This is a genomic window from Streptomyces sp. NPDC053048 (assembly GCF_044547045.1).
Classification (GTDB): domain Bacteria; phylum Actinomycetota; class Actinomycetes; order Streptomycetales; family Streptomycetaceae; genus Streptomyces.
Window position 1 is genome coordinate 64,864 of the sequence record NZ_JBITZS010000008.1, and the last position, 22,375, is coordinate 87,238.

Consider the following 22,375-nt stretch of genomic DNA (forward strand, 5'->3'; position numbering starts at 1 on the left):
TCGTGGTCAGGGTGCTGTTCGGCATGCGGGGTTCATCCACGGGAGCGGGGGCACACGGGCCGGTCGAAGGCGACGGGGAGCTCGGCGGTACCGCGGCCGAGGACGGCGGGGATCCAGCGCAGCCCGTCCTCGGGGACGGCCAGACGCAGACCGGGCAGCCGGGCGATCAGGGTGCCGAGGGCGACCTGGAGTTCGATGCGGGCCAGGGCGGCGCCGGGGCAGAAGTGGACACCGTGCCCGAAGGCGAGGTGCGGGCCCTGGGCGCGGTCGAGGTCGAGGGTGTCGGGGTCGGGGAAGCGCTCGGGGTCGCGGTTGGCGGCGCAGAGCGAGACGATCACGGAGTCGCCGGCCGGGACGCGGGTGCCGTGCAGGTCGGCGTCCTCGGCGAGGAAGCGCCAGGTGGTGAGCTCGAAGGCGCTGTCGAGGCGCATCAGTTCCTCGACGGCGTCCGGCATCAGCTCCGGCTCGGCGCGCAGGCGCTCGAGCGCCTCCGGATGCCGCATGAGCGACACGAGCGCGGTGGTGATCTGGTTGGTGACGGGCTCCTGGCCGGCCACCAGCAGCTGGAAGATCATGGAGTCCAGCTCCTCCCGCGTCAGCGCGCCCTCGTCGTGGGCGGCGACCAGGCGGCTGAGCAGCCCGTCACCGGGGTGCTCGCGGCGGTCGGCGACGACCTCGGCGATGTAGGACTGGAGCTCGCGCAGCAGCGCCTCGTAGGCGGGCCGGCCGGGGTCGGTGGGGCCGACGGGGGCCACGACCTTGCCCCAGTCGCGGCGGAAGCGGGCGGCCAGGTGCGGCGGCAGGCCGATGACCTCGGCGAGGACCTGGAACGGGAAGCGGGCGGCGAAGCACTGGACGAGGTCGCTGACCGGCGCGTCGGCGGGCACGGCATCGGCGGTCATGGCGTCGGCGAGGGCGTCGGCCATCTCCTGGAAGCGCGGACGCAGTTCCTCCACGCGGCGCGGCGCGAAGGCGTCGGTGATCAGCCGGCGCATGGCGGTGTGCTTCGGCGCGTCCTGGTGGAGGAGGTGGACCTGGAGCTGGGAGTGCTGCGGCTCGGGCATGATCGAGGCGCGTTCGCGCCAGCGGTCGTTGCCGAGCGCGTGGTTCTTGCCCAGCCGGGGGTCGGCGAGGGTCCGCTGGGCGGCGGCGTGCCCGGTGACCAGCCAGGCCGTGACCCCGCTGGGGAAGAGCACCCGGTGGACGGGGCCGGCGGCGCGCATCCGCTCGTACAGCGGGTACGGATCGCGCTTGTACTCGGGGCCGTAGAGGGGTACGGGGTCGGGCAGCGGCACGGTGGGGCTCTCCTCGCGAAGTCGTGGACCCCTCAGAAGTCGTACGGACCGCGGGGCGAGTTCCCGGCCGTCCGGGGGTGTTCGTACATGTCTGCGATTCGGCGCCGGGTGGGTGCGGCGTCGGGGGCCGGCCAGGAGCTCGACCGGGCGCCGGTATCTCTGGGTAGTCGGGTGAACGGACCCGCTGGTTCCCGGGCACGAAAGGGATAATCCTCACGCGCCGAGGAGGGTGCGCACGGGACCACGGGCGGCTCCCGGCGTGTCACGATGCGGCGATGACCGTACGTCGAGCACGCCCCCCTCTTGGTCCGTACGCGACCCTCATCGGCTTCGTCCTGGTGCTGGCCGCCGTCTTCGGCGTCTCCTACGCGGCCGGGTCGGCGGCCGGTCCGGTGTCACCCGGCATGCACCGCACGGGCGGTGGCGGACAGTCCGGTCCGGGCTCCGATTCCGGTTCCGGTTCGGGGTCCGGCGGAAACATGGGCGACATGCCCGGGATGCGGCACTGATGAGTACGACGACGAACCCCTCGACGGATGCGCCGGATTCCGCCCTGCTGACGACCGAGCTGATCGTCGGCGGCATGACCTGCGCGGCCTGCGTGGCGCGCATCGAGAAGAAGGTCGGCCGGCTGGACGGCGTGAGCGCGACCGTCAATCTGGCCACCGGCCGGGCCCGGGTCAGCCACCCCGCCTCCGTGACCACCGCCGACCTGGTGGCCGTCATCGAGGGCGCGGGCTTCACCGCCTCCCTGCCCGAACCGCCGGCCGACGGGAAGCAGGACACGGCGGAGGCGAACGATCGGGACACCTCGGCCCGCGACCGGCTGCTGATCACCGCCGCGCTGTCCGTGCCGGTGCTGGTGCTGTCCATGGTTCCCGCCCTGCAGTTCCGCAACTGGCAGTGGCTGTGCTTCGTCCTGGCCTCGCCCGTCGCGGTCTGGGGATCCTGGCCCTTCCACCAGCGGGCGCTGCGCGGGCTGCGGCACTCGGCCGCCACCATGGACACCCTCGTCTCCCTCGGCGTGCTGGCCTCCTACCTGTGGTCCGCGTACGCGCTCTTCCTCGGCGGCGCCGGGGAGCCGGGCATGACGATGCCGTTCACGCTGGTGCCGACGGCGATGAGCGGCACGGCGGACGTGTACCTGGAGGCGGTGGTCGGCGTACCGCTGTTCGTGCTGACCGGACGGCTGCTGGAGGCACGGGCGCGGCGCGGCACCGGGTCGGCGCTGCGGGCGCTCGCCTCGCTGGCCGCCAAGGACGTGGTCGTCCGGGCGGCGGACGGCACGGAGAGCCGGGTGCCGATCGAGCGGCTGCGGGTCGGCGACCGCTTCGTCGTACGCCCCGGCGAGCGGGTGGCGACCGACGGCGTCGTCGTCTCCGGCAGCTCGGCCCTGGACCTGTCGCTGGTGACGGGCGAGAGCGCACCGGTCGAGGCCGGTCCGGGCTCGGCCGTGGTCGGTGGCGCGGTCAACTCGGGCGGGGTGCTGGAGGTACGGGCCGAGGCGGTCGGTGCCGACACCCGGCTGGCCCGGATCGCCCGTCTGGTGGAGGAGGCCCAGGCCGGCAAGGCCCGGGTGCAGCGCCTCGCGGACGCGGTGGCGGGCGTGTTCGTCCCGGCGGTCCTGACGGTGGCGGTCACCGTCCTCGGCTTCTGGCTCGGCGCCGGCGCGTCCACGCAGGCGGCCGTCACGGCGGCGGTCGCCGTGCTGGTGGTCGCCTGCCCGTGCGCCCTGGGTCTGGCCACGCCGACCGCGCTGCTGGCCGCCACGGGCCGGGGCGCGGGCCTGGGCATCCTGGTCAGCGGCCCGCAGGCCCTGGAGGGGCTGCGCCGCGTGGACACCGTGGTCCTGGACAAGACCGGCACGCTGACGACCGGTTCGATGACGGTCACCGAGGTGACCGGACCGGCGACGGCCGTACGCCTGGCGGCCGCGGCCGAGGCCGGCTCGGAGCACCCGGTGGGCCGGGCGATCCACGCCCACGCGTCGGCGGACGACTCCGGTCCGCTGCCGGCCGCGTCGGATTTCGCCGCGACGGCGGGTGTGGGGGTCCGGGCAGTGGTGGAGGGCCGGGTGGTGGAAGTGACCCGGCCGGACACGGGCCTGCTCGACGGCACCGATGGCTCCGACAGCCCCGCCGGGGTGCGAGGCGGAGCCGATACTCCGCACCCCCTCGCCGACGCCCTCCGGCGCGCCGAGCGGAACGGCCACACCGCCGTCCTCGTCACGATCGACGGCACCCCCGAAGCCGTGATCGCCCTCGGCGACACCGTACGGGCCGGCAGCTACCGCGCCGTCGACCACCTCAAGCGCCTCGGACTGCGTCCCGTGCTCGCTACCGGCGACGGCGAGGCGCCCGCGCGGGCCGTGGCCGCCGAGCTCGGCATCACCGAGGTGCACGCACGGGCCACGCCCGAGGACAAGGCGGAGCTCGTGCGCTCCCTGCGCGACCGCGGCCACCGCGTCGCCGTCATCGGCGACGGCATCAACGACACCGCCGCCCTGGCGGGCGCGGACCTCGGCATCGCCATGGGCGGCGGCACGGACGCGGCCATCGGGGCGGCGGACGTCACGCTCGTGCGCGAGGACATGGGCGCGCTGGCCGACGCGGTCCGGCTGGCCCGGCGTACCGCGGTGACGGTCCGCGCCAACCTCCTCTGGGCGTTCGGCTACAACCTGGTCACCGTGCCGCTCGCCGCGGTCGGCCTGCTGAACCCGATGGTGGCCGCCGCCGCGATGTCCGCGAGCTCGCTGCTGGTCGTGGGCAACAGCCTGCGGCTGCGCGGCTGGCAGCCGCGGCCGGCCAAGGCGGCCGGCCGAAATCCGTCCCGGGCACGGGCACAGGGGCAGGGACAGGCACGGGCACAAGCACGAGGTGGCATGCGATGAAGAGCACGGAGAACGTACTGCGGGCCGTGCGGGCCGCCCTCGTGCCGGTGACGGCCTGTGCCGTGGCCCTGGGCGGACTGACCGCCTGGACGGCCTCCGGCGCGGCCGGCCGGCCGGCGTCGGTGACCGTCGAGGACGGGCGCGTGCTGCTGCCGTTCGGCATCGACCCCACCGCCGCGATGTTCCGGCTGCGCAACACCGGTGACGTGGACGACGAGCTCGTCGGCGTCGACGTGCCTACGGCGGGCGGCGCGATGCTCAGCCGTACGGTCGTGAAGAACGGCGCGGGCTCCATGAAGATGGTGCGCTCGGCGACCGTCCCCGCGCGCGGCACCGTGGAGATGTCGCCGCACAGCCTGGACGTCATGGTCTACCGGCCGCCGAAACTGCAGGTCGGCGAGCGGCTGCCGGTCGTCCTGCGCTTCCGCGAGAGCGGGGTGGTCCGGGCGGAGGCCGTCGTCGTACGGCCGGGGAACCGGGCCGGGGACTGAGCGGCGACCGAGCGGCGAAAGGCGAGAGGCGAGGGGCCACGGTGTAGGTACACCGTGGCCCCTCGATGCTGGTCGCGGCCTGCCGCGTGCCGCCGCGCTATCCGGCGAGCGCGGGGACGCGCGCCGGCGGCCGGCCGACGCGTACGACGGGCGCCGGCGCGGTCACCGGCACCGGCACCGGCCGGCCGGCGGCCGCCCGCGCCGCCGTCGCGTCCCGCTCGGCCGTCTCCAGCTGGACGATCAGCGCCTCACGCGCCCGCGCCACGCGGGAACGCACCGTGCCGACCGGGCAGCCCGCGACGACCGCGGCCTCCGCGTACGGCAGCCCCAGCATCTGGGTCAGCACGAACGCCTCGCGCCGCTCGTACGGCAGCCGGTCGAGGAGCTGCGAGAGCGCGACCCCTTCGTCGAACCCGGGCAGCTCGGCGGACTGGGTGCGCTCGGCGGCCGACTGCCAGTCGTCCGTGTCGGACAGGCGCGGGCGGGCCGCCTGGAAGCGCAGCCGGTCCACGACCGTGCGGCGGGCGATGGACAGCAGCCAAGTACGCGCCGAGGAGCGGCCCTCGAAGCGCGGCAGCGACCGCAGGGCGCGCAGGAACGTCTCCTGCACGAGATCGTCCGCGCCCTGCGGGTCATTGCTGAGCCGCGCCACGTAGCGGCGCACGTCGTGCTGCGTGGCCCGGATGAATCGTTCCACCGCGTCGGCGTCGCCACCGCGGGCGGCCAGCGCCCAGGCGGTCACCGTCTCGTCGTCACGCACGGCGGCCTCCCGCGCGGCGGCCTTCCACGCGGCGGCCTCGCGCGTGGGGGGCGGTGCACGCGGCCGGGTCGTCGCCGGGGACGATGGCGGGGTGCATTGCAGTGAGGTTCGTACCGCTATATCCGCCCGGGTGGACGGAGAGGAGCTGCCGCCGGGCATCGGCGGCACGGCGCTCGACGGCCACCTCGATGAGTGTGCCGAGTGCCGCGGCTGGGCTGAGCGGGCTCGCCGGCTCAGAGCGCTCGCGGCGGCTCTGGACCTCGCCTGAGCGAGCCGGCTGGATGAGGGCAGGGGTCATCGCCCTGGGTCCTTCCTGGAATCCGGGTGCGCCCGGCCTCGAGGGCGGGCGCACCCGGTGACGTGATTCGGCCCCGGTGGGTCGCCGTCGGACGACTCGGCGGTGACTGGGCGGCGCGGCGGACGCGCACGCCGACGGAACTCGGGCGGCTCAGGTCGTTGTGGACAGGACCTGGGCAGGCAGAGGCGAGCTCGAGTCAGCAGTCAGCCGTCAGCAGACGGCGACGCAGGCCGGCGGGCCACGTCTGGCGAGAACATGGGCGTACAGCAGCTCCCGCAGCCGCTGCGCGGCGGGCGCGAGAGCGGCGCGGACGCGGGGCGGGCCCGGACGGGCGGGTACGTCGTGGAAGAGGAGGAGCAGCGGCGCGAAGAGCCGGGCGCCGATGGCCCGGCCGAGCCGGAAGGCGGCCTGTTCGCCGCCGGAGAGCCAGATGCCGCAGACGACGGCGACCAGGATGTGGGCGGACCACATGCCGAGGGCGCCGTGGCCGCCGTGCATGCCGCTCATGGCCATGCCGTCCATGCCGGTGCTGCCCATGTCCATGGGGTGCGCCGTCGGCATGGCGGTCGTCGGCGCAATGGGCGGACCGCCGCACATGGCGGAGTCGACGGGGTACAGGGTGCTGCCGCCGTCGGCTGTGGCCGCGCCGTGCGCGATGCTCTGGGCCAGGGTGAAGAAGAAGTGCAGCCCCGTCTGCGCGCCCACCGTGGCGAGCGTGATCAGCAACGGACCGCGTTCACGGCCCGCGAGGAACCACGCGCAGCTGCCGGTTCCGGTCAGTGCGACGGCGACGGCCCACCACGGGACGGTGGTCCCGGACATGACAGCGTGGCCCAGGGCGGCGAGCAGCACACAGACCGCTGCGAACACTCCGGCTCGCAGCGCTCGCGGCACCTGTTCGGTTTGCTGCCCTGCTTTCATGACGGAGACATCGTTGCACCCGCCCCGCGCGCCCCGACAGTGGGGGGCGCACTGACGCCCGCACGACCCCCCGCGCGGACGCACGGCCGGCACCCGATCCCGGGCGCGGGCGCACCTGACTTCGGGCGGGCGCTTCCTCACTGCAAGGTGGCAGTCCGCCCCGTACCGTCCGCCCGGCGGTACGGGGCGGCGGGCCTGCCGGCTCGGGGGGAATGACCGGCGACCCGGTCCCGTCGCGCCAGTGGGACTCGCGAAGTCGAGTCAACCGCGCGACGGCCCGGCACGGGAGCGTGTGCGAGGGGCGGGCGCGGGTGCGCCGCTCACACCCCGTGTGAACGGCCGGCTTCCGCTACGGCCGACCGCCTGGGACGCGGGCGCGGGGCTAGGCCTCGGCGCGAGCCCGCCCGCCCTTGCCCGACTTGCCGGACTTGGCGCCCTTCCCGCCCCTCCCCCGCGGGATCCAGGCGGCACTCTCCTTCTCCCCGAACCGGGTGCCGATCGCGCCCTTGATCACCGAGAGCGCGGCGGGCAGCGCGGCGATGGCGGCGGCCTTGATCGCGGAGACACTGGTGAGGTCGAACCCGTCGGCGATGAGGAGACCGAGGAATGTGGTCACGTAGGCGGCGAGAGTACGTTCGGCTATGTCGACAAGCACCTTGCGCATGGCTGTCTTTCCGTTCAGGAGTCGTTACCGATGGGACGTGCTACGGGAGTTGCTGCGGATGGCAGAGTCGCCGCTGTGACGTGTGCACCGCAAGCCGCCCCTGTCCCGGTTGTACCCGCGGCACCCCTCCGCACCCCTCCGCCCGACCACGATCGGGCGGTATCGTCGACGACGGCCGACCTCCCGGGAGGGTCCGCGTGGTGAACCCATGGCTGGCGATGGCTTGCGGCACCGATCCCGCCGAGCGGATCCGCTCGGTCCGCACCGCGCACGCGGCGTTCGTCGCCGACGGGGCGATCGGCCCCTCGGTCCGCCGGGTCGTCGCCGACTCCTGGCGGCGCTCCGCGGCCGCGTTGCCCGCGCCCGAGTTCATCGCGCCGCTCGAGCTGGCGGACGCCGAGCTGGAGGCCTACCGCCGCGCTCACCCGCTGGCACGCGTGCTGCCGCTCTTCCGCGAGCTGCTGGGTTCCATCGCCGACGACGGAGCGCATCTGCTCGCGGTGTGCGACGCCTCGGGCCGGCTGCTGTGGGTCGAGGGGCACGCGGGCGTGCGCAGCCGGGCCGAGCGCATGAACTTCGTGCCGGGCGCCCGCTGGGACGAGCGGCACGCCGGCACCAACGCGCCGGGCACGGCAGTGGCGTTGGACCACGCCGTGCAGATCTTCGCCACCGAGCACTACAACCGTCTGGTCCAGCCGTGGACCTGCGCGGCCGCCCCCGTCCACGATCCGGGCACGGGCCGGCTGCTGGGCGCGGTGGACATCACCGGCGGCGACCACCTGGCGGGCCCGCACAGCCTGGCCCTGGTCCGGGCGACCGCGCGGGCCGCGGAGGCGCAGCTGGCGGCCGCGACTCCGGGGCCTGCGCGGTCGCTGTCCGCGCTGGGCCGGGACGAGGCGCTGCTGATCGCGGACGGGCGGCGATTACGGCTGGGCAGGCGGCACAGCGAGATCCTAGTGCTGCTGGCCGCCCACCCCGAGGGCATGACGGGCGACCGGCTGGCGGCGGAGCTGTACGGGGAGCGCCCGGTGCCGCCGGTGACGCTGCGCGCGGAACTGTCACGGCTGCGCCGGCTGGTGGGCGCTCTGGTGGATTCGCGCCCGTACCGCCTGAGCGTTCCGCCGGCGACGGACGCCGGGCGGGTGGCGGAGCATCTGGCCGCCGGCGATCTGCGGGCGGCCGTCCGCGCGTACGACGGGCCGCTGCTGCCGATGTCGGAGGCGCCGGGCGTGTGCCGGCTGCGCCGGCTGCTGGAGGACCGGCTGCGGCGGGCGGTGCTGGGCGGCGGCGACGCGGCGGCGCTGCAGCTGTGGGCGGACAGTCCGTGGGGCGAGAACGATCTGGAGGTGTGGGAGCGGCTGCTGGCGGCGCTCCCGGAGAGCGCGGCGCACCGGGGCGCGGTGGCGGAGCGGGCGCGCCGCCTGCGCGCAACGTTCGCGCAACGTACGCCGGGCTAGCGTCGGCCGCATGACCCGCTACGCCAGCCCTGGCTCCCCCGAAGCGATCGTCAACTACCGTCCGCGGTACGACCACTGGATCGGCGGCGAGTACGTACCGCCCAAGCAGGGCCGGTACTTCGAGAACCCCACGCCGGTGACCGGCCGTCCCTTCACCGAGGTCGCCCGCGGCACCGCCGAGGACGTCGAACGCGCCCTGGACGCCGCGCACGCCGCCGCTCCCGCGTGGGGCCGCACCTCACCCGCCGAGCGCGCCCTGCTCCTCAACCGCGTCGCCGACCGCATGGAACGCAACCTGGAGGCGCTCGCGGTCGCGGAGTCCTGGGACAACGGCAAGCCGGTCCGCGAGACCCTGGCCGCCGACATCCCGCTGGCCATCGACCACTTCCGCTACTTCGCGGGCGCGATACGGGCCCAGGAGGGCGGCCTCTCGGAGCTCGACGAGGACACGGTCGCGTACCACTTCCACGAGCCGCTGGGCGTGGTGGCGCAGATCATCCCCTGGAACTTCCCCCTCCTGATGGCCGCGTGGAAACTGGCCCCGGCCCTGGCGGCGGGCAACGCGGTCGTCCTCAAGCCGGCCGAGCAGACCCCGGCCTCGATCCACGTCTGGCTGGACCTGGTGGCGGACCTGCTCCCGCCGGGCGTGGTCAACATCGTCAACGGCTTCGGCGTGGAGGCCGGAAAGCCGCTGGCCTCGAGCCCGCGCGTGGCCAAGATCGCCTTCACGGGCGAGACCACGACGGGCCGCCTGATCATGCAGTACGCGTCGGAGAACCTGAAGCCGGTGACGCTCGAGCTCGGCGGCAAGAGCCCGAACATCTTCTTCGACGACGTCTCGGCCGCCGACGACGACTTCCTCGACAAGGCCCTCGAGGGCTTCACCATGTTCGCCCTCAACCAGGGCGAGGTCTGCACCTGTCCGTCGCGCGCCCTGATCCAGCGCGGCCACTACGCGTCCTTCCTGGACGCGGCGACGGCCCGCACCGAGGCGATCCGCCCCGGCCACCCCCTGGACACGGACACCATGATCGGCGCCCAGGCCTCCAACGACCAGCTCGAGAAGATCCTCTCCTACCTCGACATCGCCCACCAGGAAGGCGCCCGCACGATAACGGGCGGCGCCCGCGCCCACCTGGACGGCGAACTCGCGGACGGCTACTACGTCCACCCCACCATCTTCGAGGGCCACAACCGCATGCGGATCTTCCAGGAGGAGATCTTCGGCCCGGTGGTGGCCGTGACGTCCTTCAAGGACTTCGACGACGCCATCACCCTGGCCAACGACACCCTCTACGGCCTGGGCGCCGGCGTCTGGACCCGCAACGGCACCACGGCCTACCGAGCCGGCCGCGCCATCCAGGCCGGCCGCGTCTGGACCAACTGCTACCACACCTACCCGGCCCACGCCGCCTTCGGCGGCTACAAACAGTCGGGCATAGGGAGGGAGGGTCACCGGATGATGCTGGGGCATTATCAGCAGACGAAAAACCTGCTGGTGAGCTACTCGGCGAAGAAGCTGGGGTTCTTCTAAGAACGCCTGAAGTGGCCTCTGACCTGCCCTTAAGCGGGTCGGAGGCCACCATTGGGAGAGCTGGTCAGTGGCGCCGACGGCGCGGAGAAGGCGAGTCCCTTCCCATCGCCCGGCCCGCTCCAAGGCGGTAAGGGGTGGGTGGAGGTGGGTCCACGACGAGGCGATGTCACCGAGAGTTCAAACTGTGCCGCCGTGGCTGTACGAGGCGACGACGAAGGCATCGACGTCTCCTGGCTATGCGCAAGATCATCACGTGTGGCCGCTGGATGGCGTGCTCCGGGAATCGGCATTCTCGGTAGCGTGACCATCTGCTGCATGGGGTCCCCACGTGTCCGGCTGGTCCGTGCGGGGGCTTTCGACGGAGAGTGATGAGGCTGCAATGAGTGAACTGACGAAGCCCGAGGTCGACGTTCCGGAGGGTGACGCTCCTACCGAGTTGACCATCCGGGACCTGGTCGTCGGGGACGGGGCTGAGGTGAAGCCGGGCATGGTGGTCAGGGTCCACTATGTCGGTGTGACCTTCGAGTCCGGCAAGGAGTTCGATGCCTCCTGGGACCGGGGCCAGCCGTTCAAGTTCGCCCTGGGCAGTGGCAGGGTCATCAAGGGTTGGGACCGGGGGGTGAGGGGGATGAGGGTCGGCGGTCGGCGCGAGATCATCGTTCCCCCGCGTCTCGGCTACGGCAACCAGTCGCCCTCGCCGTTGATCCCGCCGGGCTCGACCCTGGTCTTCGTGGTGGACCTGCTGGACTCGTACTCCAGCACAGCCGGGTGGAGCAACGCCTAGGAGCTGTCCGGCCGATCCTGTAACCGTCGTTTGATCTGCTCGCCCTTCCTGGTCGAGGGCGACCGCCGCAGCGACTCCGCGGACTCCCGCTACCACCGCAACATCCCCACCGGCGGCGCTGTCCCCGTCGGCACCTCACCTTCATGGACGGCCCGCTCCACCTGCCGCCGGTGCCCTCGATCGTCGGCACCCTGGGCCGCGCCGAGAGCCCGCGCGTCGTCGCCGCGGCCACCCTCGCCTTTCTGGACGCCGGCCTGCGAGGCCGCCCCGGCGACCCGGCCGACACGCTCCGGGCCTACGGCACGGTCTCATCATCAGGGGCTCGGGGAACTGCGACGCCAACCCCGTGATCGGCTTTACGCGCGTGCTCGGCCATCCACGGGGTCGGCGCCCGCACCGACCCGCCGCCGGCCCTTGCCGACTCAAAGGGGGACGAGACGCTGGAACGCCAGGACGAAAGTCCGTGGCAGAGCCTCGTCGGCCGGCCGGCGGAGGTGGTGCGGGAGGCGAGGGCCTGGGCCGCTCGCGCGGCGGCTTCACCAGCAAGATCACCGCTGTCGCCGAGCACCGCACGCACCGAGATCCGGACCATATCCGGACCGGCCCTGCCAGAAGGCCGCACCAACTGCCGCTTCCCCTGGTCGGCGTGGGTGCCACCGGTGTGCCGCCAGGAGACGAAGAGCGCCGAACCGCAACCGCCCGGCGCGCCTCCACCCGAGGCGGGGCCGTACCGCAACAGCCGTACGGCTCCGCCCGGGTGGGGTGGGTCAGCGCTGCCAGCCGGTCCAGCTGCCGCTGCTCAGGCGGTGGCGGTACCAGCGTTCGCCGTCGTCGCCGACGGCCGAGATGGTCGGGGTCCAGGTGTTGTTGCCGTCTATCCGGACACCGCTGCGGAGCTTGCCGCCGAACGAGTTCCAGTCGCTCCAGCCGCCGCCCGCGTACTGCCAGCGTGTCCAGACCGCGAAGTCCGTACCGATGACGAACACCTGCCGGTTGCCCTCCGGGTACGTCATCCAGGCCTCGCCGTACTCACAGATGTAGTCGCCGCCGAGGCCACCGCCCACGTGGCAGTAGCCCGCAGCCTGGGGCGTCGCGGCCTGGGCGGGGGCCGAGGCCACGCCGGTCAGTGCGGCGCCGGCCAGGGCCAGGGTCGTGGCCGCGAGGGCCGAACGGCGGAGGATGGCGCTGGGGAAGGTCATGGGGAACTCCCTCGTCTGACGTCGGTCGCATCGTGCGACGGTCTGTGTGGGCCGCCCGGCCGTCTGGGGAAGCGGGCCGGGCGACCGAGAGGGATGCTGTCAGCGGACTGCTGAAGTCACGCTGAAACAACCTGAATTGATCTTCAGGTCGGCGCCCGGACGGGACAGTCTGAGCGCATGCGCATACTCGTGGTGGACGACGACCGACGGCTGGCGGAGTTGCTGCGCAGGGGGCTGGCCGCAGAGGGATTCGCCGTGGAGCTCGCGCACGACGGGCGCGAGGGGTTGCACCTGGCCCGCGAGGGGCAGCACGACGCGATCGTGCTGGACGTGATGCTGCCGGGGCTCAACGGCTACCGGGTGTGTGCCCGCCTGCGCGAGGCCGGGATCTGGACACCGGTGCTCATGCTCACGGCCAAGGACGGCGAGTACGACGAGGCCGAGGGGCTGGACACGGGAGCCGATGACTACGTCACCAAGCCCTTCTCCTACGTCACGCTCGTCGCCCGCCTGCGGGCGCTGATCCGCCGTGGCCGTCCGGAACGGCCGGTGCCGGTACGGATCGGTGACCTGCACGTCGACCCCGGCCACCGAAGATGCCGGCGCGGCCCGGTCGACATCACCCTCACCGCCCGGGAGTTCGCGGTGCTGGAATACCTCGCCCTGCGCACCGGCGAGGTCGTCGCCAAGCACGAGGTGCTCGAACACGTCTGGGACGCCGCCTTCGAGGGCGACGTGAACATCGTGGAGGTGTACGTCAGCGCCCTGCGCCGCAAGATCGACGCTCCGTTCGGGCGGCGCACCATCCACACCGTGCGCGGGGTGGGTTACCGGCTGGCCGTCGAGGACGCCCGCCGGTGAAGCGGCAGCGCCGGCGGCCGGCCGGGTGGCTGCCCGTCTCGATGCGCGGGCGGCTGACCCTGGTGGCCGTGCTCGTGGCCCTGGTGTCCCTGGGTGCCGCGGGCCTGGGCGCCGCGGTGACCATCCGCGGCTACCTGTTCAGCGAGGCCGCCGACCATGCCAGGATGACCGCGCACCTCGCCGAGGGCGACGAGAGCAGGGCGATCTCCGCGGACCCGGCCCGGATCCCCGCACGGCTGCGCGACGATCCGCGGCTGGAGGTCCGCGTCGACACGCTGGAGGGTGCCCTGGGCAGATCGTTCCCGCGGGTGCTCGGGCCGGGCACCGAGCGCCGGATACGGAAGGGGAGCGCCGAGGCCCTGTCCCTGTGGCCCTGGACCGACCCCGCCGGCAGGACCCCTGCCGTGCAGTACTTCATCCCCCGGGGCGACACCCCGGACGATCCGATGCTGGTGGTCTCCAGCCGCCTGCGGTACGAGCAGGCACGCCTGAACGCCACGGTGCGGGCGCTGATCGGCACGGTGGCCGCGATCACCGTTCTGGTGGCGGGCGCCACCTGGTGGGTGGCCGGGCGCGCGCTGCGCCCGGTCGAGGCCATCCGCAGCCGCTTCGCCGACCTCACCGCCCATCACCTGGACCAGCGGGTTCCGGTGCCGGGCACCGACGACGAAGTCGCGCGGCTCGCCCGGACGATGAACGCCACCCTCGACCGTCTGGAGGCCGGCGTCGACCAGCAGCGCCGGTTCGTCGCCGACGCCTCCCACGAACTGCGCAGCCCCCTCGCGGCACTGCGCGCGGAGCTGGAGATCGCCCTCGCCCACCCGGACCGGGCCGACTGGCCGGACGTCGTCGCCGGAGCCCTCGGCGACACCCGGCGCCTGCAGGACCTCACCACCGACCTGCTGCTGCTCGCCCGCCTCGACGCGTCCGGCTCCCCCGGACTGCCCGGCGGCCGCGCCCTGGACCTCACCGCCCTGGTCCGCGAGGAGACCGGACGCCGCCGGATGCCCGGACACCTGACGCTCCGCGTGGAGGCCATCACCGCCGGACCGGTCCCCCTGCACGGCCACCACGCCCTCCTCACCCGTCTCCTCGGCAACCTGCTGGACAACGCCGAGCGGCACGCGGCCCGTGCGATCGAGGTGCGTCTGGCTCACGACGCGGCCGGCCGCCGGGCGGTCCTGTACGTCCAGGACGACGGGCCGGGGATCCCGCCGGCCGATCGGCACCGTGTCTTCGAACGCTTCACCCGGCTCGACGACGCCCGCACCCGCGACACCGGTGGCACCGGCCTGGGCCTGGCCATCGCCCACCGGATCGCGGGCGCCCACCACGGCACGCTGAAGGTCGTCGACAGTCCGCGGGGGGCTCGGTTCGCCGTCGTGCTCCCCACGGCGCCGGTCAGGGGCGAAGGCGATCTCGTGTCCCCTCTCACACCCACGCCGTCTATACGGCCCCGTACAGACGGGCCTACCCTTCGATCTGTACGGCACCGTATAGACCGTACGGATGGGGGACCTGCCATGAGACTGCCCAGGACCGCGCACACCTCCCGCCCCTGGCGCATCCACGAGATCGCCGGCGATTTCCGCGTCGAGGACGTCTGGGCGCTGCCCACACCGGGCGGCCCGGACGACCTCCGGTGGCTGGTGCGCCAGTTCGCGGACGACAATCCCGACCACCTCGACTCCCCCGTGCCGCGCCTGCTCTTCGCGGTCCGGTGGAAGCTCGGCAAGCTGCTCGGCTGGGACAAGCCCGACGCCGGCGTCGGCACCCGGGTCGCGACGCTGCGGGACCGGTTGCCAGCGGACCTCCGCGAGGGTGAGCGGGGGCCCGACCTCCGCACGACTCCGTTCACGTCCGTCTTCCTCACCCACGACGAGTGGGTGGCGGAGAGCGCCAACCGGACGGTGCACATGCTGATGCACATCGGCTGGGTTCCGGACGGGGCCGGCCGCTACCGCGGCCGGATGACCGTCCTGGTGAAACCGAACGGACTGCTCGGCGCCGTGTACATGGCGGGCATCAAGCCCTTCCGGTACCTCGGGGTGTATCCGGCGCTGCTGCGAGGAATCGGCCGCCAGTGGCAGGCGGGCGCCGCCGCGCGGAGCGCGGGCTGACCGCCTCGCGACGGCCGGCGGGCCGCGCCAGGACGGGGTTACGACCGGCGGCGCGGCTTGCCGCCGGTGCCGCCCCTGCCGCCCTTTCCACCCTTGCCGGCCTTGGGGCCACCACCGGAACCACTCCGCGGACCCTTGCCTGCCGTCTTGCCCGCCGTCTTCCCGGTCGCGGGCTTGCGCCGGGTGCTGCCCGCCGCGTCCGGGCGCTTGGCCTTCGGCTGCGCCTGGGCGGCGTCGGCCGGGCGACGGCCCCGCGAGCTGTTGACCGTACGGCCGCGGACGATCCCGATGAAGTCCTCCACCATGTCGGTGGTCTTCTCCTCGGGCCACGACAGCGCGACGCGCGACTGCGGGGCGTCCGTGACCGGCCGGTACGTGAGGTCCTTGCGGTGGTACAGGCGGGCGAGCGACTGCGGGACGACCAGCAGCCCCACTCCCGCGGCCACCAGCTCGATGGCGTCCGCCGTCGTGGCCGGCCGCTCGAACGCGGGCCGTCCCGGCGGGCGCTCCCAATCGAGGGTGTCGTCGAGGGGGTGCAGCACGATGTCGTCGGCGAGATCCGCGGTGGACACCTCGTCGACGGCCGCCACGACGTGGTCCTTCGGGATCACGACGACGGTCGCCTCGGTGTAGAGGGGGATCGCGCTGAGATCCGTACGGTCGACCGGCAGCCGCAGGAAACCCGCGTCCGCGTCGCCGCCCCGCAGGACGTCGCACGCCTCCGCGGCGGAGACCCCGACGAGGGTCAGGGGCACGTCGGGCAGCCGCTCGTTCCAGATCCGCACCCACTTCGTGGGCGTCACTCCCGGGACGTACGCGAGCCGGAACGAGGGGGATTCTTCCGAGCCTGTCACTCCACAAGGCTACCGGGCGTGGTCGGAGGTAGCGCACATGCTCGATACCCTTGACAGCATGACGTCGCACCAGAGCACCCAGACAATGAAGCCCGCGACCGCGGCGAAGAAGCTGGGTGTGTACCTCGAGGCCACCCCCGCCGAGTTCCGGGAGGGTGTCGTCTCACGCACCGAGCTGAACGCGCTGCAGGCCGATCCGCCCCAGTGGCTGCAGGACCTGCGGCGCAACGGCCCGCACCCCCGGCCGGTGGTCGCGGCGAAGCTCGGCATCTCCATCGCGGGTCTCGCGCGCGGCGGCATCACCGAAGCCCTCACCACCGAGCAGATCGACGCGCTGAAGCGGGATCTTCCCGAGTGGCTCCAGAAGGAGCGCGCCACCCAGGCCGAGGTCCGCAAGGAAGCGGCGCGCATCAAGGAAAAGCAGGCGAAGTCCGCGGACCAGCCCCGCTAGGGCCACCTGCCCCCGTTCCCGATCACTGCCACCGCCCCTGCCCCGCCTGCGCTCCTGGTGATGTACGGCCGGCGCCAGGCGGTGTCGGCGTGCGCGAGGTGGCCCAGGCGCGCGGCCGGTCCAGGCCCAGGTGGATGTCGTCGAAGACGCGGCATGCTGGAGCTCACGATCCTGGGATTCCTGGCCGAGGGGCCACTGCACGGCTATCAACTCAGGCGGCGCATCGCGCAGTTGTCCGGGCACAGTCGGCCGGTCAGTGACGGCAGTCTCTATCCGGCGATCGACCGGCTGGTCAAGTCCGGTCTGGTGGACCGCCGTAGCGAGCCGGGTGCCTCGGCCGCTCGGCGTCATCTGCTGACGCTGACCGGCGACGGCCGCGCCGAATTGCTGTGGCGGCGACTGGAGTTCCTTGAGCGGCCCGCGAGCTTCTTCTACGAGGGCGAGCGGCCGCTGCGCGCCGCCGACGTGGCGGATCCGTACCGGCGCGGCATGCTCGTCGTCGCCCGTGCCGCGAGCCGTGCCGAACGGGCGTGGCTGCGGGAGACCTTGACCTGATCGGGTGTTGTGCGGCGGCTGCGGTTCTGCAGGGGCGTCGCAGGGCTCTGACCTGCAGATTTATCGCCTGACGACGGGGTACGGGCGCGACGGCCGCAGCCAATCGGTTACCGAATGGAGCAATACGGATACTCTGCGGATGCCCCCCGCAGGGTGGCGGGTGAACCTCGGAACCAAGGAGGTACAACCCGTGAAAACAATCCGTACCGCTTTCTGCGGCACTCTGACGGCCTTCGCCGTCTGCGCGGCGCCCGCCGCCTACGCCCTCAACGACCCGGCCGCCAAGGCCTCGCACGTCGACCTGTCGCCGGTCAAGACCGGAACCCAGATGGTTCCGAAGACCGGCCACCATGACGACGACGACTGTGACGACGACTGGGGCCACAAGCACCACGGTCGCGACCATCACAAGGGTCACGACGGCCGGGACGACGACTGCGACGACGACCACGGCCGCGACCACCACGACGGTCGCAAGCACCACGACCACGACGACGACTGTGACGACGACGACCACGGCCGCGACCACCACGGCAAGAAGGACGACCACGGCCGTGACAAGCACGACGGCTGGGACGACGACGATCACGGCAAGGACCACGGCAAGAAGGACGACCACGGCCGTGACCACCACGACAAGGACGACCACGGTCGCGACCACCACCACGGCAAGGACCACGACCACGGCAAGCACTACGACCACGGGAAGGACGATCACGGGAGGGACGACCACGGCCGTGACCACCACGAGCACGGTCGGCCTCACCACCACGCCCACGCGGGCGGTGGCGCCACCGCGAACGTGGCCGCGGCGGAGTCCTCGTCCACCGACACCGCCGCGATGGTCCTCGCGGGCGCGACGGTGGGTGTCGCCGCTGGTGGCCTGATCTGGTACCGCCGTCGCGCCAACGCGGCCAAGCAGTAACAGAGAGCGGACCGCGGTGATGTCAGAGAAGCGCACAGGTGGCGTCAGCCGCCTGCTGACAGGGGTTGCCTGGGCGGCATTGATGCTGGCCCTGTGGCTGGTGGGCAACGACACCGTCGAGGAGCCGATAGCCAAGGCTCCGAAGACCGGTGACGTCGCCGCCGAAGGCCGCCCTCCCGCGCTCGGCCTGCCCCCGGCACACCAACCGGTGCCGGGGGCCGGCCCCCAAGGTCTGATCATCAAGGCCATGGGCCTGCAGGCCCCGATCGAGGGCCATGGACTCGATCAGCTGGGCGGCGTCGAGCCGCCCCCGTACGAACGGCCCAACGCGGTCGCGTGGTACCAGGACGGCCCCCGGCCCGGCAGTGCCGGCGCGGCCGTCCTCGTCGGGCATGTGGACACCAAGCGCTCGCCCGCCGTCTTCTACGAGCTGAGCAACATCCGCCGCGGCACGAAGATCACCGTCGTGCGGACGGACGGCACCACGGCCGAGTTCACCGTCGAGAACATCGCCGTCGTCGAGAACGACAAGTTCGACGTCGACAAGGTCTACGGGCCGGCCGACACCAAGCGCGCCGAGCTGCGCCTGATCACCTGCGGCGGCGACTACGACCGCGCGCAGCGCGAGTACAAGGCCAACGTGGTGGTCTCCGCCTATCTGACGGGCACCGGCCGCGCCGCCCCCGGGACCTTCTCCCCCGGCAACGGGAACAGCAACGGGAACAGCAACAGCAACGGTTCCGACAGCGGCAACGAGAGCGGCACCGGTTCCGGCGGCGACTCCGGCAGCGACAACGGATCCGGGTCCGAGAGCGAGGCCACGGAGAGGTCCGGTCGCGACACCGCCCAGTCCTGACACAACGTCACCCCGCTGCCCCTCCCCTCCCCTCTCCTCCCCTCCCCTCACAACGGCTCGCCCGTCGCCACGTTCCAGCGCTCGACGACCGTCGCCCCGTGACCGCTCCCCGCGAAGAGACCGAGACCGTGCCGGCCACCGCCGCTCACCAGCATCGAGCCGTCCGGGCTGAACGCCACGCTCCTGAGCAGGGCGTCGAAGCGGCTGGTGAAGACGCGGATCGTCTCGCGCCGCTGGTTCCACAGGCGCACCGTACGGTCGGCTCCGGCGCTGGCGAGGACGGTCCCGTCCGGGCTGAACGCCACTCCGTTGACGCTGCTCGAGTGACCCTCGAACGAGCCCTTCCGCTCCCCGGTGAGCGAGTCCCACAGCCAGACCGTGCTGCCCCGGCACGCGCTCACCAGGGCTTCCCCGTCACGGCTGAAGGCCATGGCCTGCACCCTGGTGGCATGGCCGGTGAGCGTACGGACCAGGCCACCGGTGGCGGCGTTCCACAGCCGTACCCCGGTGTCGCCCTCGCTCCGGCCGTCGCCCGCACCAGCCGCGGCCGCGGCAGCCGCACCCGCGCCCGTACCCGCACCGGCCGCGCTCCCGCTGGCGCCGCCCGCGCTCGCCAGGAACTTGCCTCCGGGGCTGAACGCCACGCTGCTGACCGGATCCCCGTGGTCGGCGAGCGTACGGACCAGCGCGCCCGTGGCGACGTCCCACAGGCGGACCTTGCCGTCGACCCCGCCCCCGGCCAGCGTCGTTCCGTCGGGGCTGAACGCCACGCTTGCGGCGTCGATCTCCTTGTCCAGGGTGCGCTTGATCCTGCCCGTGGCGAGGTCCCACAGATGGATCCCCTTGATGCCGCCGCCGGCCAGCGTCCGCCCGTCGCGACTGAACGCCACACTGGTGACGGCCGACATCAGGGCGTCGCCCAGGGCCCGTTCGGGCTTGCCGGTGCGGGCGTTCCACAGCAGGATCACGCCGTCCAGGCCCGCACTGGCGATCGTCCTTCCGTCCGGGCTGAACGCCACACCCGCGATCGCCCGGTCGTGCCCGGTCAGAGGCCGGTCGGTGCCGCTCGCCGTCAGGTTGAGGAGCATGGCGAGGGCGAGGAGCGTGGCCACGAGCCCTCGCGCCATCGCCCGCGTCCGGCGGTCCCAGGGCGACGACCGCGAGGCCCGCAAGGACCGCGACGACCGCGAAGCCGGCCGCGAGGGCTCCGAGCGGTGCGGGAGCGGCGGCAGCGGCGGGGGCAGCGGCGGCCGCTTCGCGGGGCCGCCGGCGCGGGGTGGCGGCGGCACGGAGTCCAGCAGTGCGCGGGCGTGCCCCGCCACCTCCGCGATGTCGGTGCGGGCGACACCCTCGAGGTACTGGCGGGCCGCCAGCACACGACCGGGGTCGGGACCCCTGAGCCAGTGGCCGAGCTCTGTGACCGCGCCCTTGCGGATGTGCGGGAGGGCGCTGTCCAGGCCCGTCCGCAGCGGCTCCGTCAGCGGTGTGGGCTTCACCACGATGCCCGCGGCGCTGCGCGCCAGCAGGATCTTGCCCTCCGCCGCCTCCACATGGCGCTGCGGCGTCTGTTCGGCCCCGCTCTCGCGGACCCGTGCCGCGGCGTATTCGAAGGCGTCCTCCACGGAGATGAACCCGTCGCGGTCGAGGTCGGCCGCACCACTGCGGATTCCGGCCACCAGCGCGCTGGTGAACACCGACCCCGGCGATTCCCCTCCGGCCGTCGGCTCGCCTTCGAAGGAGTACTCGTTGCCGCGCGAGGCGGTCAGGACCGCCCGGCCACGGCCGCTGCCCCGCAGCCACCCCAGATCGATGTCGCCCCCACCCTTCGCTCCCCTGACGAACGAACCGCTGAAGCAGCAGTCCAGGATCAGCACTTGCCGGCGCGCCCTGCAGTCCTCCATCCGTTCGTACAGCCACTGTGCGCTCACGCCTGTGGCCGCCACACGGTCCTTGCGGGTGTCGGTGGCGGCGAAGTGCAGCCTGCGTCGCCTGTCGGGAAGTCCGTGGCAGGACAGGTAGACGACCACCAGGTCGCCCGGACGCCGGTCGGTCAGGAAGTCCTCCATGGCCAGCCGGATCTCGTGGGCCGACCGGTCGATCAGCGACGCGACGGCGAATCCGCCGAGGTCCGGATCGGACAGGACCCCGCGCAGCGCGGCCTCGTCGCGCGCGGGAGCGCGCAGGCGGCTCAGGGCCGCGTCGGCGTACTGCGACGTGGCCACGATGAGGGCGAGCCGCCGCTCGGCGGGCAGCTCAGGTGCCGGCTGCGTGACGGGCGAGCCAGGCACCGATGACCCGTTCCTGCTGCTCGGACGTGGCTCCGGTGATCTTCAGGGTGTCCCCGTCGATGCTCACCTCGACCGTACGGTCGTTGCGCCGCGCCCAGTTGCGCAGCGCGCCCACGACCGTGTGCAGCGCTTCCATCGTCCTGACCTGTACGGCCAGCCAGCCGAGCAGGGCGCCGAGGCCCTTGGAGTGCTCGGGCGCCGTCCCGGACACGGCCTCGACCGCCTCGACGTCGAGTTCCAGCAGTTCGGTGTGGAGCCACCCGGTGAGTTCGGCGAGTTCTTCCGCGTCACCGTCCGGGTCGGGCTGCACCTGCACCATCATCCCGACAAGGTCGGACATGTTCCCCCCTCCGGAGCCGGGAGGGGACCCGGACCCGCCCGATCCCCCCACCGCTGCCCTGGTCAGCGGTCGCAGGCGTACATGGCCGGAAAGGGCCGGGACCGCGCGCTCAGCGTAGCCGTCGGCGCGTTCCAGCGGCATACGCACAACGGGCTGTAACGATCCGTCAGGCGCGCAGATGGTCCAGGAGCGTGTCGTCCGTGGGGTAGGGGAGCTCCTGGGGCAGCAGCCGGGACGCGCTGTCCAACTCGCCCGCGCGGACGTGCCCGTGGATCTCCTTCGCCAGCGGCGTCACGTCGGTGATGGACACCGTCCATTCGTCGGCGTAGCGGCGGGCCGCCTCGCCCGAGAGGCCCAGTTGGAGCGAGCGGTGGGGCAACGGCCGCAGCCGCAGGTCGCGTTCGGGATCCCACTGGACGCGGGCCGGCGACCGCTTCAGCCGCCGCTGCCACGCGGCCCGATCGGGGTGCAGACCGCGCTCGTAGTGGGACAGACAGGAGTGCCGCAGGGCCCATTCGAAGCCCTCACGGCTGATCTCCACGGCCAGGACGGTCTCCTGCCCCTCCTTCTCGCCCCAGCCGCAGCGGTACATCATCCACAGGAACGAGGGCTTGATCCAGGTCATCCGGTCGCGCTTCCAGCTGTCGGGGAAGCGCCCGTCGCGGGCGGCGGGCGGGCCGATGTGCGGGCCGTAGGCCTGGTAGACGGTGATGGTGGAGTCGGTGTGGAGCGCGCGGATCTGGTGCTTGGGTGGTTCGTGCTTGGGTGGTTCGTTCACCCGCACAGGATGGGCACGCCGCCCCTGCTCACGCCACCGAATTGATCGGCACGT

The 22,375-nt window shown here is 73.0% G+C and carries 23 protein-coding genes; 14 read left to right on the top strand and 9 right to left on the bottom strand.

From position 1 onward, the window contains the following. Nucleotides 1-32 precede the first annotated feature (32 nt). Complete coding sequence (locus ACIG36_RS21895) at nt 33-1,295, bottom strand: cytochrome P450 (protein WP_399930254.1); 1,263 nt, start codon at nt 1,293-1,295, stop codon at nt 33-35. A gap of 275 nt (nt 1,296-1,570) precedes the next feature. Here ACIG36_RS21895 and ACIG36_RS21900 point away from each other — a divergent pair, with 275 nt between their 5' ends. From ACIG36_RS21900 to ACIG36_RS21910, 3 genes are read left to right on the top strand one after another with little or no spacing between them, the layout of a single operon-like run. Next, nucleotides 1,571-1,804 carry a hypothetical protein gene (locus ACIG36_RS21900; protein ID WP_399930257.1) on the top strand — a complete coding sequence of 78 codons (234 nt, stop codon included), beginning with the start codon at nt 1,571-1,573 and terminating at the stop codon, nt 1,802-1,804. After that, entirely contained in the window at nt 1,804-4,185 is a 2,382-nt protein-coding gene (locus ACIG36_RS21905) for a heavy metal translocating P-type ATPase (RefSeq protein WP_399930260.1), read from the top strand. Before ACIG36_RS21900 ends, ACIG36_RS21905 begins: the two co-directional genes overlap by 1 nt. Continuing rightward, the gene (locus ACIG36_RS21910; protein ID WP_399930262.1) at nt 4,182-4,676 is read left to right on the top strand and encodes a copper chaperone PCu(A)C; all 495 of its coding nucleotides are present in this window, start codon (nt 4,182-4,184) and stop codon (nt 4,674-4,676) included. Before ACIG36_RS21905 ends, ACIG36_RS21910 begins: the two co-directional genes overlap by 4 nt. A 97-nt stretch (nt 4,677-4,773) precedes the next feature. Here the strand turns inward: ACIG36_RS21910 and ACIG36_RS21915 are convergent, their stop codons facing one another. After that, nucleotides 4,774-5,436 carry a sigma-70 family RNA polymerase sigma factor gene (locus ACIG36_RS21915; RefSeq protein ID WP_399930265.1) on the bottom strand — a complete coding sequence of 221 codons (663 nt, stop codon included), beginning with the start codon at nt 5,434-5,436 and terminating at the stop codon, nt 4,774-4,776. A 130-nt stretch (nt 5,437-5,566) separates the two neighbouring features. Between ACIG36_RS21915 and ACIG36_RS21920 the strand changes: the two genes are divergently transcribed. Then, complete coding sequence (locus tag ACIG36_RS21920) at nt 5,567-5,704, top strand: zf-HC2 domain-containing protein (RefSeq protein ID WP_399930267.1); 138 nt, start codon at nt 5,567-5,569, stop codon at nt 5,702-5,704. Nucleotides 5,705-5,944: 240 nt separating this feature from the next. On the opposite strand, the gene ACIG36_RS21925 is transcribed toward ACIG36_RS21920, so the two are convergent. Together ACIG36_RS21925 and ACIG36_RS21930 are read right to left on the bottom strand one after the other, a co-directional pair. Then, nucleotides 5,945-6,655 (bottom strand): hypothetical protein, encoded by a 711-nt coding sequence (locus tag ACIG36_RS21925; protein WP_399930269.1) that lies wholly within the window; start codon nt 6,653-6,655, stop codon nt 5,945-5,947. A gap of 382 nt (nt 6,656-7,037) precedes the next feature. Then, on the bottom strand, nt 7,038-7,319 hold the full coding sequence (locus ACIG36_RS21930) for a holin (RefSeq protein WP_399930272.1): 282 nt from the start codon (nt 7,317-7,319) through the stop codon (nt 7,038-7,040). 197 nt (nt 7,320-7,516) lie between these two features. On the opposite strand from ACIG36_RS21930, the gene ACIG36_RS21935 reads away from it, so the two are divergent. The 4 genes from ACIG36_RS21935 (at nt 7,517) to ACIG36_RS21950 (ending at nt 11,444) form a co-directional block, all read left to right on the top strand. After that, on the top strand, nt 7,517-8,776 hold the full coding sequence (locus ACIG36_RS21935; protein WP_399930274.1) for a GAF domain-containing protein: 1,260 nt from the start codon (nt 7,517-7,519) through the stop codon (nt 8,774-8,776). A 10-nt stretch (nt 8,777-8,786) separates the two neighbouring features. Then, on the top strand, nt 8,787-10,310 hold the full coding sequence (locus ACIG36_RS21940) for an aldehyde dehydrogenase family protein (RefSeq protein ID WP_399930277.1): 1,524 nt from the start codon (nt 8,787-8,789) through the stop codon (nt 10,308-10,310). A 379-nt stretch (nt 10,311-10,689) separates the two neighbouring features. After that, on the top strand, nt 10,690-11,094 hold the full coding sequence (locus ACIG36_RS21945; RefSeq protein ID WP_399930280.1) for an FKBP-type peptidyl-prolyl cis-trans isomerase: 405 nt from the start codon (nt 10,690-10,692) through the stop codon (nt 11,092-11,094). Between the two features lie 143 nt (nt 11,095-11,237). Then, entirely contained in the window at nt 11,238-11,444 is a 207-nt protein-coding gene (locus ACIG36_RS21950; RefSeq protein ID WP_399930282.1) for a hypothetical protein, read from the top strand. A 417-nt stretch (nt 11,445-11,861) separates the two neighbouring features. Here the strand turns inward: ACIG36_RS21950 and ACIG36_RS21955 are convergent, their stop codons facing one another. Then, nucleotides 11,862-12,293, bottom strand: coding sequence for a hypothetical protein (locus tag ACIG36_RS21955; protein WP_399930285.1), 432 nt, complete (start codon nt 12,291-12,293; stop codon nt 11,862-11,864). 177 nt (nt 12,294-12,470) lie between these two features. On the opposite strand from ACIG36_RS21955, the gene ACIG36_RS21960 reads away from it, so the two are divergent. Then, complete coding sequence (locus tag ACIG36_RS21960; protein WP_399930288.1) at nt 12,471-13,154, top strand: response regulator; 684 nt, start codon at nt 12,471-12,473, stop codon at nt 13,152-13,154. Further along, entirely contained in the window at nt 13,151-15,274 is a 2,124-nt protein-coding gene (locus ACIG36_RS21965) for a DUF2867 domain-containing protein (RefSeq protein ID WP_399930291.1), read from the top strand. The genes ACIG36_RS21960 and ACIG36_RS21965 overlap by 4 nt, the downstream gene beginning before the upstream one ends. Nucleotides 15,275-15,312: 38 nt before the next feature. On the opposite strand, the gene ACIG36_RS21970 is transcribed toward ACIG36_RS21965, so the two are convergent. Beyond that, nucleotides 15,313-16,128: a LysR family substrate-binding domain-containing protein gene (locus ACIG36_RS21970; RefSeq protein ID WP_399930293.1), complete on the bottom strand. Its 816-nt coding sequence runs from the start codon at nt 16,126-16,128 to the stop codon at nt 15,313-15,315. Nucleotides 16,129-16,186: 58 nt separating this feature from the next. Between ACIG36_RS21970 and ACIG36_RS21975 the strand changes: the two genes are divergently transcribed. From ACIG36_RS21975 to ACIG36_RS21990, 4 genes are all read left to right on the top strand, one after another. Beyond that, a complete protein-coding gene (locus ACIG36_RS21975) occupies nt 16,187-16,579 on the top strand; it encodes a DUF5997 family protein (RefSeq protein ID WP_399930296.1) in 393 nt (130 codons plus the stop codon). A 153-nt stretch (nt 16,580-16,732) separates the two neighbouring features. Continuing rightward, entirely contained in the window at nt 16,733-17,134 is a 402-nt protein-coding gene (locus ACIG36_RS21980) for a PadR family transcriptional regulator (protein WP_399930299.1), read from the top strand. A 190-nt stretch (nt 17,135-17,324) separates the two neighbouring features. Continuing rightward, a complete protein-coding gene (locus ACIG36_RS21985) occupies nt 17,325-18,059 on the top strand; it encodes a hypothetical protein (RefSeq protein WP_399930301.1) in 735 nt (244 codons plus the stop codon). 19 nt (nt 18,060-18,078) lie between these two features. Continuing rightward, nucleotides 18,079-18,915, top strand: a complete 837-nt coding sequence (locus ACIG36_RS21990) for a class F sortase (protein WP_399930304.1) — start codon at nt 18,079-18,081, stop codon at nt 18,913-18,915. A 47-nt stretch (nt 18,916-18,962) separates the two neighbouring features. Here the strand turns inward: ACIG36_RS21990 and ACIG36_RS21995 are convergent, their stop codons facing one another. The 3 genes from ACIG36_RS21995 to ACIG36_RS22005 all read right to left on the bottom strand — a co-directional run bounded on the left by ACIG36_RS21995 (nt 18,963) and on the right by ACIG36_RS22005 (nt 22,321). Further along, nucleotides 18,963-21,203: a caspase family protein gene (locus tag ACIG36_RS21995; protein WP_399930306.1), complete on the bottom strand. Its 2,241-nt coding sequence runs from the start codon at nt 21,201-21,203 to the stop codon at nt 18,963-18,965. Next, a complete protein-coding gene (locus tag ACIG36_RS22000) occupies nt 21,169-21,543 on the bottom strand; it encodes a hypothetical protein (RefSeq protein ID WP_399930309.1) in 375 nt (124 codons plus the stop codon). The genes ACIG36_RS21995 and ACIG36_RS22000 overlap by 35 nt, the downstream gene beginning before the upstream one ends. Nucleotides 21,544-21,709: 166 nt before the next feature. After that, nucleotides 21,710-22,321, bottom strand: a complete 612-nt coding sequence (locus ACIG36_RS22005; protein ID WP_399930312.1) for a DUF4291 domain-containing protein — start codon at nt 22,319-22,321, stop codon at nt 21,710-21,712. Between the last annotated feature and the right edge of the window lie 54 nt (nt 22,322-22,375).

Coding starts and splice junctions, on each gene's coding strand:
- ACIG36_RS21900 (WP_399930257.1), top strand. CDS start 1,571: ATGACCGTACGTCGAGCACGCCCCCCTCTTGGTCCGTACGCGACCCTC.
- ACIG36_RS21905 (WP_399930260.1), top strand. CDS start 1,804: ATGAGTACGACGACGAACCCCTCGACGGATGCGCCGGATTCCGCCCTG.
- ACIG36_RS21910 (WP_399930262.1), top strand. CDS start 4,182: ATGAAGAGCACGGAGAACGTACTGCGGGCCGTGCGGGCCGCCCTCGTG.
- ACIG36_RS21925 (WP_399930269.1), bottom strand. CDS start 6,655: ATGAAAGCAGGGCAGCAAACCGAACAGGTGCCGCGAGCGCTGCGAGCC.
- ACIG36_RS21930 (WP_399930272.1), bottom strand. CDS start 7,319: ATGCGCAAGGTGCTTGTCGACATAGCCGAACGTACTCTCGCCGCCTAC.
- ACIG36_RS21940 (WP_399930277.1), top strand. CDS start 8,787: ATGACCCGCTACGCCAGCCCTGGCTCCCCCGAAGCGATCGTCAACTAC.
- ACIG36_RS21945 (WP_399930280.1), top strand. CDS start 10,690: ATGAGTGAACTGACGAAGCCCGAGGTCGACGTTCCGGAGGGTGACGCT.
- ACIG36_RS21950 (WP_399930282.1), top strand. CDS start 11,238: ATGGACGGCCCGCTCCACCTGCCGCCGGTGCCCTCGATCGTCGGCACC.
- ACIG36_RS21955 (WP_399930285.1), bottom strand. CDS start 12,293: ATGACCTTCCCCAGCGCCATCCTCCGCCGTTCGGCCCTCGCGGCCACG.
- ACIG36_RS21960 (WP_399930288.1), top strand. CDS start 12,471: ATGCGCATACTCGTGGTGGACGACGACCGACGGCTGGCGGAGTTGCTG.
- ACIG36_RS21975 (WP_399930296.1), top strand. CDS start 16,187: ATGACGTCGCACCAGAGCACCCAGACAATGAAGCCCGCGACCGCGGCG.
- ACIG36_RS21980 (WP_399930299.1), top strand. CDS start 16,733: ATGCTGGAGCTCACGATCCTGGGATTCCTGGCCGAGGGGCCACTGCAC.
- ACIG36_RS21990 (WP_399930304.1), top strand. CDS start 18,079: ATGTCAGAGAAGCGCACAGGTGGCGTCAGCCGCCTGCTGACAGGGGTT.
- ACIG36_RS22000 (WP_399930309.1), bottom strand. CDS start 21,543: ATGTCCGACCTTGTCGGGATGATGGTGCAGGTGCAGCCCGACCCGGAC.